15 protein-coding genes are annotated in these 12000 nt (G+C 60.1%); 7 read left to right on the plus strand and 8 right to left on the minus strand.

Annotation, left to right across the window (positions count from 1 at the left end):
• Nucleotides 1–117: 117 nt before the first annotated feature.
• Nucleotides 118–543 carry a cupin domain-containing protein gene (locus ACYJRZ_RS20605; RefSeq protein WP_459462016.1) on the minus strand — a complete coding sequence of 142 codons (426 nt, stop codon included), beginning with the start codon at nucleotides 541–543 and terminating at the stop codon, nucleotides 118–120.
• Complete coding sequence (gene gloB, locus ACYJRZ_RS20610) at nucleotides 543–1313, minus strand: hydroxyacylglutathione hydrolase (protein WP_459462018.1); 771 nt, start codon at nucleotides 1311–1313, stop codon at nucleotides 543–545. Before gloB ends, ACYJRZ_RS20605 begins: the two co-directional genes overlap by 1 nt.
• A gap of 53 nt (nucleotides 1314–1366) precedes the next feature.
• Between gloB and ACYJRZ_RS20615 the strand changes: the two genes are divergently transcribed.
• From ACYJRZ_RS20615 to ACYJRZ_RS20625, 3 genes are all read left to right on the plus strand, one after another.
• Nucleotides 1367–2146, plus strand: coding sequence for a class I SAM-dependent methyltransferase (locus ACYJRZ_RS20615; protein WP_459462020.1), 780 nt, complete (start codon nucleotides 1367–1369; stop codon nucleotides 2144–2146).
• Between the two features lie 102 nt (nucleotides 2147–2248).
• Entirely contained in the window at nucleotides 2249–3358 is a 1110-nt protein-coding gene (hisC, locus tag ACYJRZ_RS20620) for a histidinol-phosphate transaminase (RefSeq protein ID WP_459462022.1), read from the plus strand.
• Nucleotides 3355–4284: a prephenate/arogenate dehydrogenase family protein gene (locus tag ACYJRZ_RS20625; protein ID WP_459462024.1), complete on the plus strand. Its 930-nt coding sequence runs from the start codon at nucleotides 3355–3357 to the stop codon at nucleotides 4282–4284. Before hisC ends, ACYJRZ_RS20625 begins: the two co-directional genes overlap by 4 nt.
• A gap of 73 nt (nucleotides 4285–4357) precedes the next feature.
• Here the strand turns inward: ACYJRZ_RS20625 and ACYJRZ_RS20630 are convergent, their stop codons facing one another.
• Nucleotides 4358–5371 carry a DUF2125 domain-containing protein gene (locus tag ACYJRZ_RS20630; protein WP_459462026.1) on the minus strand — a complete coding sequence of 338 codons (1014 nt, stop codon included), beginning with the start codon at nucleotides 5369–5371 and terminating at the stop codon, nucleotides 4358–4360.
• 11 nt (nucleotides 5372–5382) lie between these two features.
• On the opposite strand from ACYJRZ_RS20630, the gene ACYJRZ_RS20635 reads away from it, so the two are divergent.
• The gene (locus tag ACYJRZ_RS20635; protein WP_459462028.1) at nucleotides 5383–5955 is read left to right on the plus strand and encodes a gamma-glutamylcyclotransferase; all 573 of its coding nucleotides are present in this window, start codon (nucleotides 5383–5385) and stop codon (nucleotides 5953–5955) included.
• Between the two features lie 27 nt (nucleotides 5956–5982).
• Here the strand turns inward: ACYJRZ_RS20635 and ACYJRZ_RS20640 are convergent, their stop codons facing one another.
• The 4 genes from ACYJRZ_RS20640 to ftsE all read right to left on the minus strand — a co-directional run bounded on the left by ACYJRZ_RS20640 (nucleotide 5983) and on the right by ftsE (nucleotide 9399).
• Entirely contained in the window at nucleotides 5983–6786 is an 804-nt protein-coding gene (locus tag ACYJRZ_RS20640) for a lysophospholipid acyltransferase family protein (protein WP_459462030.1), read from the minus strand.
• Between the two features lie 122 nt (nucleotides 6787–6908).
• The gene (locus ACYJRZ_RS20645) at nucleotides 6909–7631 is read right to left on the minus strand and encodes a YdcF family protein (protein WP_459462032.1); all 723 of its coding nucleotides are present in this window, start codon (nucleotides 7629–7631) and stop codon (nucleotides 6909–6911) included.
• A 69-nt stretch (nucleotides 7632–7700) separates the two neighbouring features.
• Nucleotides 7701–8747, minus strand: coding sequence for a cell division protein FtsX (locus ACYJRZ_RS20650; protein ID WP_459462034.1), 1047 nt, complete (start codon nucleotides 8745–8747; stop codon nucleotides 7701–7703).
• Entirely contained in the window at nucleotides 8740–9399 is a 660-nt protein-coding gene (gene ftsE, locus ACYJRZ_RS20655) for a cell division ATP-binding protein FtsE (RefSeq protein ID WP_004107686.1), read from the minus strand. The genes ACYJRZ_RS20650 and ftsE overlap by 8 nt, the downstream gene beginning before the upstream one ends.
• Before the next feature lie 210 nt (nucleotides 9400–9609).
• On the opposite strand from ftsE, the gene ACYJRZ_RS20660 reads away from it, so the two are divergent.
• The 3 genes from ACYJRZ_RS20660 (at nucleotide 9610) to ACYJRZ_RS20670 (ending at nucleotide 11484) form a co-directional block, all read left to right on the plus strand.
• Nucleotides 9610–10275 (plus strand): hypothetical protein, encoded by a 666-nt coding sequence (locus tag ACYJRZ_RS20660; RefSeq protein ID WP_459462036.1) that lies wholly within the window; start codon nucleotides 9610–9612, stop codon nucleotides 10273–10275.
• A 141-nt stretch (nucleotides 10276–10416) separates the two neighbouring features.
• On the plus strand, nucleotides 10417–10965 hold the full coding sequence (gene hpt / locus ACYJRZ_RS20665; RefSeq protein ID WP_095435999.1) for a hypoxanthine phosphoribosyltransferase: 549 nt from the start codon (nucleotides 10417–10419) through the stop codon (nucleotides 10963–10965).
• 159 nt (nucleotides 10966–11124) lie between these two features.
• On the plus strand, nucleotides 11125–11484 hold the full coding sequence (locus tag ACYJRZ_RS20670; protein WP_069612925.1) for a response regulator: 360 nt from the start codon (nucleotides 11125–11127) through the stop codon (nucleotides 11482–11484).
• 45 nt (nucleotides 11485–11529) lie between these two features.
• On the opposite strand, the gene ACYJRZ_RS20675 is transcribed toward ACYJRZ_RS20670, so the two are convergent.
• On the minus strand, nucleotides 11530–11955 hold the full coding sequence (locus ACYJRZ_RS20675; protein WP_459462038.1) for a cupin domain-containing protein: 426 nt from the start codon (nucleotides 11953–11955) through the stop codon (nucleotides 11530–11532).
• Between the last annotated feature and the right edge of the window lie 45 nt (nucleotides 11956–12000).

A 12000-nucleotide genomic window follows, 5' to 3' on the forward strand; every position in this document is an offset into this window, starting at 1 on the left:
ATGAATCAATTTTCGCTCTCCCCGTGTAAAGCTGACGCAGCGCACAGCTTTTTCAAGGCTGTCCCGGCGCGCTGTCTAGTCACACCCTTCTTGACGTGAATGAAAGGTAAAAGAGGTTCAGTCTGAGGCCGGCTTCCAGTGTGGCGGTGCCATCTCGAAGCTCGAAAATTCGAAGCCGGGTGCGACCGTGCAGCCGACGAGCGTGAATTGCCCGAGGCTTTCGGCCGATTGCCACCAGTTGGCCGGAATGATTGCCTGCGGGCGCTCGCCCTTGGCTAGATCAAGGCCGAGTATCAGCGTTTCGCTGGTCTTGCTGTCGGCGGAGCGATGCAAGGCAAGAGGCGCCCCGGCATAATAGTGCCAGACCTCGGCAGCGTCGTGCACCCGATGCCAGTGCGAGCGCTCGCCGGCTTCGAGCAGATAATAGATCGCCGTGGAATGGCCGCGGGCGCCGCCATTTTCGTCGCGAAAGGTTTGCACATACCAGCCGCCTTCCGGATGCCGCTGCATGGAAAGCGTTTCGATGATCTCTTGTGCCTGCATCAGAAATTGTCCTTGCGCTTGCGGATCTCGGCGAAGACCTCGTCATTGCTGCGGCTTTCCATCAACAGATGGCGGCGGATGGCCGGATCGGCGGCGCGCAGGAACGGATTGGTTTCCTTTTCAAGCGCCAACGTTGTCGGGATGGTGAACTTGCCTTCCGCCCTCAAGGCTTCGATATCCGCGGCGCGTGCCTTCAATCGCTCATTGTCGGGGTCGATGGTCAGCGCAAAACGGGCGTTGGAAAGCGTATACTCATGGCCGAAATAGACGGCCGTTTCGTCCGGCAGGACCGCAAGCTTCTGGAGGGAGGCCCACATATCGATCGCCGGCCGTTCGAACAGGCGGCCGCAGCCGAGCGCAAACAGCGTATCGGCAGCAAAGAGCAGCTTGTCATCTGCAAAGTGATAGCAGACGTGGCCGGCGGTATGCCCGGGCGTTTCGATGACGTTGACCGTATGGCCGGCGAACTCGAACGTATCGCCATCAGCAACGGCGCGATCGAGGCCCGGGATGGCGACAGCCTCGTTGATCGGGCCGATGATCTCGCAGTCGAACTGTTCCTTCAGCGCCAGATTGCCCTCGACGTGATCGGTATGGTGATGCGTCGTCAGGATATGGCTAATGGTCCAGCCGCGACGATCGGCGGCCTTAAGGATCGCATCCGCTTCGGGAGCGTCTATCGATGCCGTCAATCCGGTTTCGGGATCATGGACCAAGACGCCGTAATTGTCGGAACGGCAGATAAAAATCTCTAATTCCAATGGTTTCATGATCGAAATCGTCCTCATCTTTTCCGTGAGTAGAGAATGTAAGCCGTTCGGCCTTGAAGTCCAACGTTCGGCTGATAACATTTGTTTCGATGCATACCGATATCGTCGATCTTCGCCAGTTTTATCATTCCGAGCTTGGTCGCTTGGCGGAGCAGTCGATTGCCATGGCGCTTTCCTCCATCTGGGCACGCATGCCGGAGGAGCGGCTCGTCGGCCTTGGCTATGCCGTTCCTTATCTCGACCGTTTTCGTGCGGATACCGAACGCACTTTCGCCTTCATGCCGGCGGGGCAGGGCGCCGTGAACTGGCCTGTGGGCTCGGCCTCGGCGACAGCCCTGATCTTCGATGAGGAATTGCCGCTGCCCGACAGTTCGATCGACCGTGTACTGATGGTGCATTCGCTGGAATTTGCGGAAAGCCCGCGCGAGACGCTGAAAGAGCTTTGGCGCGTTCTGGCGCCGGGCGGTCGGCTTGTTATTGTCGTGCCGAACCGTACCGGCGTGTGGGCGCGCATGGAGCATACGCCGTTCGGCTCGGGCCGGCCCTATTCGCGCGGCCAGCTGACGTCGCTGCTGCGTGAGACCAATTTTACCCCCGGCGCGACCGCCGAGGCATTGTTCTTCCCACCTTCCAAACTGCGCACAGTGCTGCGGCTGCGTCGCGCCTTCGAGCGGGTCGGGCGGACTCTTTGGCCGGCTTTTTCCGGCGTCATCATCGTAGAGGCGCAGAAGCGGCTCTATCAGGGGCTGCCCGTTGCCGTTCGTGCCTCGCGCCGTGTTTTCGTGCCGGTGCTGGCACCGCGCGGCATACCGACGACGCGCGATAGCGCGTGACGCTTTCGCCGTCGCGCCGACACTCGACAAATTTATCAATCCGCTTTAATGCGACGGGGTGTCACAAACCGGAATTTTCCGGTCTTTCCCAAGGTCGATCCCATGAGCATGGAAATGAGCAAGCCCGTCCCGCGTCCCGGCATTCTCGATATTGCCGCCTATGTGCCGGGCAAGGAGCATGCGCCGGGCGTTGCACGCGTGTTCAAGCTCTCCTCGAACGAGACGCCGCTTGGCGCCAGCCCCAAGGCCATCGAAGCCTTCCGCGGCGCTGCCGGCAATCTCGAGCGCTATCCGGACGGACAGGCCAAGGAATTGCGCCAGGCGATCGCCGATGTGCATGGGCTGAATGTGGCCAATATCCTTTGCGGCGCCGGCTCCGACGAGCTGCTCGGGCTGCTCTGCCACACCTATCTCGGCACCGGTGACGAAGGCATCATCACCGAACACGGTTTCCTGGTCTACAAGATCCAGATCATGGCCGCCGGCGCGACGCCGGTCACGGTCAAGGAAAGGGATTGCACCGTCGATGTCGACGCGATCCTCGCGGCGGTCACGGAGAAGACTAAAATGGTCTTCATTGCCAATCCGGCCAATCCCACTGGAACATACGTGCCGGTCAGCGAGATCCGCCGCCTGCAGGCGAGCTTGCCCAAGCACGTCATTCTCATCCTCGACGCGGCCTATGCCGAATATGTCCGCCGCAACGATTACGAAGCCGGTCTTGAACTCGTTTCGGCAAACCAGAATGTCGTCATGACCCGTACCTTCTCGAAGGTCTATGGTCTTGCAGCGCTTCGTATCGGCTGGATGTATGCCCCGGTCGATATCGTCGATGCGATCAACCGCGTACGCGCTCCGTTCAACCTGAACAGTGCGGCCATCGCTGCCGGCGCCGCTGCCGTTCGCGATCAGGCCTTTACGGAAAAGGCCGTGGCCCACAATACGCTCTGGATCGAGAAGATGACGGCTGCGCTCGAAGCCCTAGGCCTCGGGGTGACGCCGTCAGTCGCGAATTTTGTCCTGATCCATTTCCCCGATAGCGATGGCAAGCGCGCTGCCGAGGCCGATGACTTTCTGACGAGCCGCGGCTATATCCTGCGCGCCGTTCGCGCCTACGGCTTCCCGAATTCGCTGCGCTTGAGCATCGGTACCGAAGAGGCCAATCTCGGCGTCATCGACGCTCTGACCGAATTTATGGGACGCAAGGCATGAGCAACATCCAGTTCGATCGCATTGCGCTGATCGGCATCGGCCTGATCGGCTCTTCCATTGCCCATGACATCAAGCGCCTCGGTATCGCAAAGGAAGTGGTGATCTCGACACGCAGCGCCGAGACGCTGAAGCGTGCCGAGGAGCTGAAGCTCGGCGACCGCTATACGCCTTCGTCGGCTGAAGCAGTGAAAGGTGCCGATCTCGTCATCGTTTCCGTGCCTGTGGGCGCCTCCGAGAGTGTCGCCAAGGAAATCGCTGCGCATTTGAAGTCGGGCGCCATCGTCACCGATGTCGGCTCGACCAAGGCATCGGTGATCGCACAGATGCAGCCGCATATGCCGTCCAACGTGCATTTCATTCCGGGCCATCCGCTCGCAGGTACCGAGAAATCCGGCCCGGATGCCGGTTTTCCGGGGCTGTTCAAGGGGCGCTGGTGCATCTTTACGCCCGTTCCGGGCACGGACGAGGCCGCAATCAAGACGCTTCGCGGCTTCTGGGAAACTTTGGGCTCGCGTGTCGACGAGATGGACCCGGAGCATCACGACAAGGTGCTGGCGATCGTCTCGCATCTGCCGCATCTGATCGCATACAACATCGTCGGGACCGCCGACGATCTCGAGACGGTGACCGAATCGGAAGTCATCAAATATTCCGCCTCCGGCTTCCGTGACTTCACGCGCCTCGCTGCGTCCGATCCGACCATGTGGCGCGACGTCTGCCTGCACAATCGGGATGCTATATTGGAGATGCTGTCGCGCTTCTCCGAGGATCTGGCATCGCTGCAGCGCGCCATCCGTTGGGGTGACGGCGACAAGATCTTCGAACTTTTCACCCGCACCCGCGCCATCCGCCGTTCAATCGTGGAAGCCGGCCAGGACGTCGACGTGCCGGACTTCGGCCGTCATGCGCTGGATGTGAAGGAATAGCTCTTCTTATGCCTTCTCCCGTCGGGGAGAAGGTGCCCGAAAGGGCGCATGAGGGCCCGGGAAGGTGTTTGACTCAGATCGGCGGGATCTTTCCGAGCGGGATGAAGCCGCTGAGTGAGAGACGACCGCGATCGGCGGTAAGATCGACGGAAACCTTGTCGCCACCATTGGCAAGCGCCTTCAGCATCTTCGTCGCCGTCTTGATGATGTTCTTGGCAGCGGGAAGCGTCGTGGTCAGGCTATCGCCCCAAGGCCCGATCTGATTGATCTCCAGCTTGAACTGGCCGGAGAGAAAACCCTCATCGTCGAAATTGAAGGGGCCGGAAAGCGTCATGATGCGGCCGTCGCCAATGTCGATGACGGCCTGATGAAGGACGCCTGCCGAGCCGCGAAGCCCCTCCCGGTCGCTGCCATCGAGCAGGCCGGCCTTGCCGGACAGCGTCACCTTGGCGCTGGTCGATGCGGTCGGCAATGTCTGCGGGAAGTCTTTGATGACGGCATTGGCATTTTCGACGCCGATCGCGAAATCCAGATCGCTTCCATTCTGGCTCGCATGCATCTCCGTGCGGGCGGCTGTGACATTGACGCTCTGGCTGGTGACGGAGGAGACGATGCCCGCCTTCAGCCCGTTGATGACAGTCTGAGTCTGTGCGACACCGCGGCCCTTGGCGACGAGGTTCGATTGCAGATCGGCCCATTCGGCCGATACGGTCAGGCCTTCCGTCGTGCGCAACTCGGCAGGGGATTTCAGGCTCCAGCTCACATGATTGGGCTGGAAGACCGGTGCGGAGGCGCTGAGCCTGTCGAAATTGGTGGTGACGCCGCGCGTCTGGTTGTCGACCGTCACCGCGTCGCAGGTCAGGCCGATGGAGAAGGGGAAGCCGTGGAAGGCCATGTTCTCGCATTTGCCGGCAATGCCGGCGCTGTTCTGCTGGCCGAGCGCCTTCAGGACATTTGTCCTGACGAAACTGGTCGCATAGTACCAACCGCCGGTGTAAAGACCGGCTAGAACCACCACCAGCCCAAAAAGGATGAGCCACAGACGTTTGCCTCGACCGGTCGTTACGCTCTGGCTTGACGCTGCCATGTTGTTCTCCAATGGTTGGACTGAAGCTTCACAGTGATTTGGCGTTGGATATGGACGAATTTTGGGTGTTTGGCTATGGATCCCTCATGTGGAATCCGGGCTTTGGTTATGACGAGCGGGCCGAGGCCCTGATCTTCGGTTATCGTCGCTCGCTCTGCGTCCGTTCCTGGGTCCATCGCGGCACGGAAGAAAACCCTGGCCTCGTCCTCGGCCTCGATCGAGGCGGTTCCTGCCGCGGCATGGCCTTCCGGATTCCGGCTTCAGATTGGGACGAGGTGCTGACCTATCTGCGCGAGCGCGAACTCGTCACCAACGTCTATCTGGAAAAGAACTTGCCAATCCGGCTGGCTGACGGGCGGCGCGTGACGGCCGTCGCCTATGTCGTCGATCGCAATCATCGACAATATGCCGGCTCTCTGGATGCGGTCGAGGCGGCGCATGTGGTGGAATCCGCCAATGGCCGCTCCGGCCCGAACGATGCCTATCTCTTCAATACGCTGACGCATCTGCGCGACATGGGCATTCGCGATCATTGGCTCGAACAGGTCGCCGGCGAAGTGGAGCGGATGCGAAAGGTATCCTGAGCCAATCGTCTGGCATTGAGAGCTCGCTCAAACTGCCGCGGTAACGGGTTTTGCCTTAGCGATTTCCGCCAGACGCAGCGCCGCCGTCGGCGGGATCGGCAGGTTCGGGTTGTTGGCGATGGTTTCGACCAGCAGCTCGTCGCTTGCTCTTTCCGTCTCGTCGATCAGGCGCGCAAAAAAGGCATCGGGGTCCATGCCGGGCTCGATCGGTGGCAGGATGCGCACCTTGATATGGCCGGGATATTTGCGGAAGGTGCGGCGCGGCCAGAAGAGGCCGGGATGCATGGCAACGGCGACGACGGGGATGCCGAGGTCACGATACATGCGAGCAATGCCGTACTTATAGACCGGCTCAGCGCCTGGCGGTCGGCGCGTACCCTCGGGGTAGATGATGAGCTGGCGGCCGGTGGCGAGCTCTTCGCGCGTGCGCTTCAGAACATCGAACATGACCTTACCGCGGGCGCCGCGATCGACCGGGATCATGCGCTGTTTACCGGCATACCAGCCGAACAATGGGATCCACATCAGCTCGCGCTTCAGAATATAGACCGGGTCGTCGAGATAGGGCAGCAGTGCGAATGTATCCCAGAACGATTGATGTTTGGGCGCGAAGATGAAGCTGCCCTTGGGGATATTTTCCAAGCCCTCGATCTCGAAGGTGGTGCCGACGATCTTCTCCATAAGCCAGGTGCTGGATTTCGCCCATGCCTTGGGGATCGCATAGGCCGCCTTGCGCGGCATAAGGAAGTAAATCGGCGCCAGCACGATCATGCGAATGATCAGGTTGGCATAGAAGGCCGTGTTGAACAGGATCGAACGCAAGATAATCATCGAGACTTTCCCAATGCACCGGCTTGCGCCGGCATCCAAAGGTTTGCCTACACGATTACAGCGTCAATAAAAAGTCGGTCTTTGCGGGGTTTTCGCGTCTGCATGGTTTGACACGGCGAGCCTCAGTCGTCCTCCTCGGCCGGTTGCCGCGAGCGCAGGCCTATCGGCCGTCCGAGGCCGGTCAGGTTGCGGGCGCCGGCAAGGAGGACCTTGGCATATTCGGAGATCATCGTGCGCAGCGCATTCGGGTCCGTGAACCAGTTCTTACTCTTCAGATCCGAGTTGACGACCGGATAGGGGATGAAATCGGTCGAAGGATCGACATACTTCAGTTCCGCGAGGCTGCGGGGCATATGGTAGTTGTTCGTGACAACGAGAACGCTCTTGTAGCCCCTGGCGTGAATCCATTTTGCTGCTTCGCGGGCATTGCCGATCGTATCGAGCGCGTCGTAGCCGATATCGACACAGCAGCTAAACAGGCTGGCAGAACTCTGCGTCAGTTTGCGGATCTGCGTCGGCGTGGTGGTCGGATGTGCGCCCGAGATCAGCAGGCGGTTGCCGGCGCCGGTGCGCAGCAGTTCTACCGCCTGATCGATCCGCTGATAGCCGCCTGTCAGCACGACAATGGCATCGGCCTTCGGCTCGAGCGGCGGTTTCAAGGTGGTAATCGAATCGGCAAAATGCAGGAAGCCGCCGAAAACGATGGCGGCGAGGAAAATGAAGGCGAAGCCGCCCCAGCGCAAGAGGCGCCGGAACAGGCCGCGGCGCACGGGTCTATCGCCGCTGGGGCGTGTCCGCAGCGACTGCAAACTTACGGTCTTGCGAGTCGTCAGATCCATGCTCATGATTCGCTATTATACGCCAATTGCGGCAAGGAGCGGGCTGGCAAACGGTAAAAAAACATCGCTGGAGCGTCAATTCTGTACGCTATCCGTCCGTCCCGGGTCGGAACGGATCAAATCGATCTCGTAGATCGTGCGCATGACAGTGAAGCGTGCCGTCAGCGTCGTCAGCAGCGCGATGATGATCATGGTGGCGAGAATGCCGACATAGCCGAGTGCGCCGACGGAGAAAGTTCCGAACAGTGCGGTTGCCTGATCGGTCTGCGGTGTGGCGATCGTATGGCTCTGCAGAAGGCCAGCTGTTGCGAAGAAGAGGGCTGCGAGCGCGCTGCCTGCTCCCGAGCCTTTGAGGCTGATCTTCAGGAAATGCTTCTGGAATTCATTGGCGACGAAGGTGCTTTCGGCGCCGACGAAATGCAGGACTTCGACAATATGGCGATTGCCTGACAATGCGCCTCGCGTGGCGAAGACCACCGTCAGGACCATGGCGGTGAAGACGAGCAGCAGGACGCCGGTACCGATGAGAACGGTGGTGTGTGCCATCGACACGAGCCGGTCGACCCAGGTGCGGTGGTCATCCAGGGTCGCCTGCGGGATCTGCGCCTTGAGCAGGCTGCGCAGCGCTTCGAAATCAGGTGGATGCGTCTCGTCGATCGTGATGATGACGAGGCGCGGAACAGGCAGTTCCTTGATATCGAGGCCGGCGCCGAGCCACGGCTCGAGCAGGCGCGCAGTCGCCGCCTCGTCAACGATCTGTCCGGACTTGGTGCCGACGAAGCTCAATGCAATATCGCGAGCGCTCGCAAGCGCCTTTTCCATATCGAGATTGTCGTCCGGTTTGATCTGGATGGTGATCTCGCGGGAAATCTGGCTTTCCCAGCTTGCCGCCGTCGAGCGCACCATACTGACCGCACCGAGTGTGAGGCAGGCTAGAAAGGCCATGATAGCAATGACGACAATGAGCGCATTGCCCTGAATGTTGGAGGAGGGCACGATCGGCCCTGTGGGGCGAACGCGCATCTCCGGGCGCTTGCGTTCTCCAGGCGGTGTGCCGGGCGCCTGTCGCGCCTGCGGAGCTCCGGCATTTGGTGCTGTCCTGCGGGGGCGGGGGTCAGTCATAGATATCGAGATGCCCCCCCGATAGGATCATGCGTCTCGCCTCGATCTGGTCCATCAAAGCGAGATCGTGCGTGGCAATGACGACGGCAGTCCCGAGCCGGTTAAGCTCGAGAAAGAGATTGAGCAGGCGCCGCGCCATTGGCGGATCGACATTGCCCGTCGGTTCGTCGGCAAGCAGGATTTCCGGTCGGTCGATGAGAGCGCGTGCGATGGCGGCGCGCTGCTTCTCTCCGCCCGAAAGAACCGGCGGCAGCACGTTGATGCGCTCGCCGAGGCCTACCCATTTCAGCAGTTCCAGGACGTCGGTGCGGTAGGAGCTTTCCTCCTTGCCGCGCACGCGGAGCGGCAGGGCGACATTTTCATAGGTCGTCAGATGCTCGAGCAACCGGAAATCCTGAAAGACGATACCGACGCGGCGGCGCAAGAGCGGCAGTTCATTGCGCGGAATCGAGGAAATCTCCCGGTCGAACATGCGGATCAGCCCGCGCGTCGGCTGCAGCGACATGAAGAGCAGCCGCAGCAGTGTCGTCTTGCCGGCGCCGGAAGGGCCGGTCAGGAACTGGAACGATTTCCTCGGTATGTCGAAGCTCAGGTCGCGGAGGATCTCCGGACCCATGCCGTAGCGCAAACCGACGTTCTCAAAATGGATCAACGGGCAGTCCAGTCTTCCGCAGGGTTCAATCAGGCGACTTGTTAACCAATGGCATTAACAGCCGGTAAATTTTTCTGGAAAGGCGCCCTATTCATGGCGATCTTTGCGAAGCATTAACCAATAAAATTTACGACTGGGCAGGATTCGTTTCAATGCCCAGATTGGCAATGGGCGTCGAAACCATGTGGATCACCGCAATGGGAGACCATCATGGGCGCTTTTCGCCACCGTCAACAGCAGACGGGGCTGGTTTACGACCTCATTCCGCCCGAACGCGGAGCGGGGTCGAGCCCGGTGCATTACGTCACGCCGAAACCCGATATCGTCGATGCCGAATTCGTGACCGTTTCCGCTGCGCGCGGACGAGCGGCTTCGGGCGTGAATATGCGCTATGGCGGGCGTAACCAACCAAGACCTCAGCCAGTGGCGCACAAGACTACACTTTCGCGCATCCTGTCCGTTCTGCGGGTGACCGAGCAGGTCTTGCAGCAAGCATCGCGGCGCAGCTTCGTCGCACTCATCATTTGCCTTGCAATATTGATCTTCGGCCTTTCGGGCGGTTTTTCCGGTCTCTCCGGTGCACCCGCCGAGGCGACGTCCGATCCGCTGCAGTTCTCACATGTCACTCTGACGCCACGCGATGAGAACGGGCTGCCCGTCCTGAGATTGAACGGCATCATCGAGAATGTCAGCGGCGCCACGCTTTCGGTTCCGCAGGTGCGCGCCGATCTTTTTGCCGGTGGTCAACTGGTCAGAAGCATCGTCGTGGATACACCCGTCGATCGCCTCGGGCCGCATGAAAGCCGCGGATTCTCCACAAGATTGCAGCATCCCGGTGGAAAAACGCCGGACGTCCGGCTTTCCTTTATGCCATAGGGGGTGTGTCCAAGCCGCTGATTGTGCTACGGGCTACTGCTTTAGAGTGCTACAGCGACCTTGGCGCGTCGTATAAGACGCGCGGCGCTGCAGAACTTGATCGGCGGCCAGGGGCCGCACAGCCATGGAGCATGCCAATCAATGCCTGTCGTACGCGGGAAGAATATCGAGCCGCTTTTCACTGCCGAGCAGATTGCCGAGCGCAATCATGCCTTGGCGAAGGAAATCGCCAGCGGGCCGACGAAGGACCTCCTCGTCATCGCCATTCTCAAGGGCTCGTTCATTTTCGCAGCCGATTTGCTGCGCGCCCTGCATGAGACCGGGCTTGCCCCGGAGGTCGAGTTCATCACGCTTTCGAGCTATGGCGCCGGCACTACATCGCAGGGCGTGCGCATCGTCAAGGACATCGACAGTGACGTTCGGGATCGCGACGTGCTGCTGATCGACGACATTCTGGAATCGGGTCGCACGCTGCGTTTTGCCAAGGAACTGCTCTATGAGCGTGGCGCCCGCAATGTCACGCTGGCCGTCCTGCTCGACAAGAGTGTCAAGCGCCAGGAAGAGCTGGAGGCCGATTATGTCGGTTTCGAATGCCCCGATTATTTCGTTGTCGGCTACGGCATGGATGTCGCCTACGCCTTCCGCGAATTGCCCTTCGTCGGTGTCGTCACGGGCGACGCCGAGGCCTGATCTTAAGTTAATGCAGGCGGCATGTCCGCCTGTCCCATTCTGCTCCGGCGATGACGAACCGTTAACCACGGAGCTTGATCGCCTGTCCGCCGTTTACCTATCGCAAACGGAATTCTGGTGATTTCGGTCGCGGAACATGACGGACCAGGAGCACGGACCATGGCAAAAATTCTGATCACGGAAGACGAAGATTCGCTTCGTACCTTCGTCGCCCGCGCGCTGCGCTTGGACGGTCACGAGACCGAAGAGGCGGCCGACGGCGCCGAAGGTTTGGAGAAACTGAAGCAGGGCGGCTACGACCTTCTTCTGTCGGATATCCGCATGCCCGTGATGGACGGTATCGAGCTTGCCCATCAGGCCCATTCGACCTGCCCGGGCATGAAGATCCTGCTGATGACCGGCTATGCGGAACAGCGCGAGCGCGCTGACGACCTCATGGAAAAGATCGTCGATGTCGTTGCCAAGCCATTTGCGCTGCCTGATATCCGCAAGGCTGTTGCGCGGGCCTTGGCTGCCTGAAGTTCCCGACTATCGGCGCAGTCGTTTCCTGTGCCGACGTCATCATCATTTGCGGATAGGGCCGAAATGGTCATCCGGATAATAGATGGTTTCTTCTCCCGGCTTCCTGGAGCCGACAACGATCATCGTCACCGCGGCGGCGGAATGGTTGAGCAGATGATGCGCATTCGGTTGCCCCGCCGGAAATCCCACGACATGGCCAGGCCCGACAATATGATGACCATTTTCGTCGATCAGCGTTGGGGTGCCCGTTAGAATATAGAGAAACTCGTCCTCCGCCATATGCCAGTGGCGCGATGAAGACATGCCTCCGGGATCGAGGGTGACGAGGTTCACGCCAAATTGCGTGATGCCCACAGCTTTGGCCAGCCGAATTTCGTGCTTGCCGCTCAGTCTCGCATCCGCGTCGGCAACGCCGGGCAGACCTGTCGTGACAGGCAGATCCGAAATATGGGCAAGCTTGGTCTCCATATCATCCCCTTTGCGAAGCATGAAGACAGGCAGCTTCTTTGATGG

This window comes from Rhizobium sp. No.120 (genome assembly GCF_054558365.1).

What these genes read in the sequence shown, in the direction of transcription:
- ACYJRZ_RS20605 (WP_459462016.1), bottom strand. Translation starts at nt 543, where the DNA reads ATGCAGGCACAAGAGATCATCGAAACGCTTTCCATGCAGCGGCATCCG.
- gloB (WP_459462018.1), bottom strand. Translation starts at nt 1,313, where the DNA reads ATGAAACCATTGGAATTAGAGATTTTTATCTGCCGTTCCGACAATTAC.
- hisC (WP_459462022.1), top strand. Translation starts at nt 2,249, where the DNA reads ATGAGCATGGAAATGAGCAAGCCCGTCCCGCGTCCCGGCATTCTCGAT.
- ACYJRZ_RS20625 (WP_459462024.1), top strand. Translation starts at nt 3,355, where the DNA reads ATGAGCAACATCCAGTTCGATCGCATTGCGCTGATCGGCATCGGCCTG.
- ACYJRZ_RS20630 (WP_459462026.1), bottom strand. Translation starts at nt 5,371, where the DNA reads ATGGCAGCGTCAAGCCAGAGCGTAACGACCGGTCGAGGCAAACGTCTG.
- ACYJRZ_RS20635 (WP_459462028.1), top strand. Translation starts at nt 5,383, where the DNA reads ATGGTTGGACTGAAGCTTCACAGTGATTTGGCGTTGGATATGGACGAA.
- ACYJRZ_RS20640 (WP_459462030.1), bottom strand. Translation starts at nt 6,786, where the DNA reads ATGATTATCTTGCGTTCGATCCTGTTCAACACGGCCTTCTATGCCAAC.
- ACYJRZ_RS20645 (WP_459462032.1), bottom strand. Translation starts at nt 7,631, where the DNA reads ATGAGCATGGATCTGACGACTCGCAAGACCGTAAGTTTGCAGTCGCTG.
- ACYJRZ_RS20650 (WP_459462034.1), bottom strand. Translation starts at nt 8,747, where the DNA reads ATGACTGACCCCCGCCCCCGCAGGACAGCACCAAATGCCGGAGCTCCG.
- ACYJRZ_RS20660 (WP_459462036.1), top strand. Translation starts at nt 9,610, where the DNA reads ATGGGCGCTTTTCGCCACCGTCAACAGCAGACGGGGCTGGTTTACGAC.
- hpt (WP_095435999.1), top strand. Translation starts at nt 10,417, where the DNA reads ATGCCTGTCGTACGCGGGAAGAATATCGAGCCGCTTTTCACTGCCGAG.
- ACYJRZ_RS20670 (WP_069612925.1), top strand. Translation starts at nt 11,125, where the DNA reads ATGGCAAAAATTCTGATCACGGAAGACGAAGATTCGCTTCGTACCTTC.
- ACYJRZ_RS20675 (WP_459462038.1), bottom strand. Translation starts at nt 11,955, where the DNA reads ATGGAGACCAAGCTTGCCCATATTTCGGATCTGCCTGTCACGACAGGT.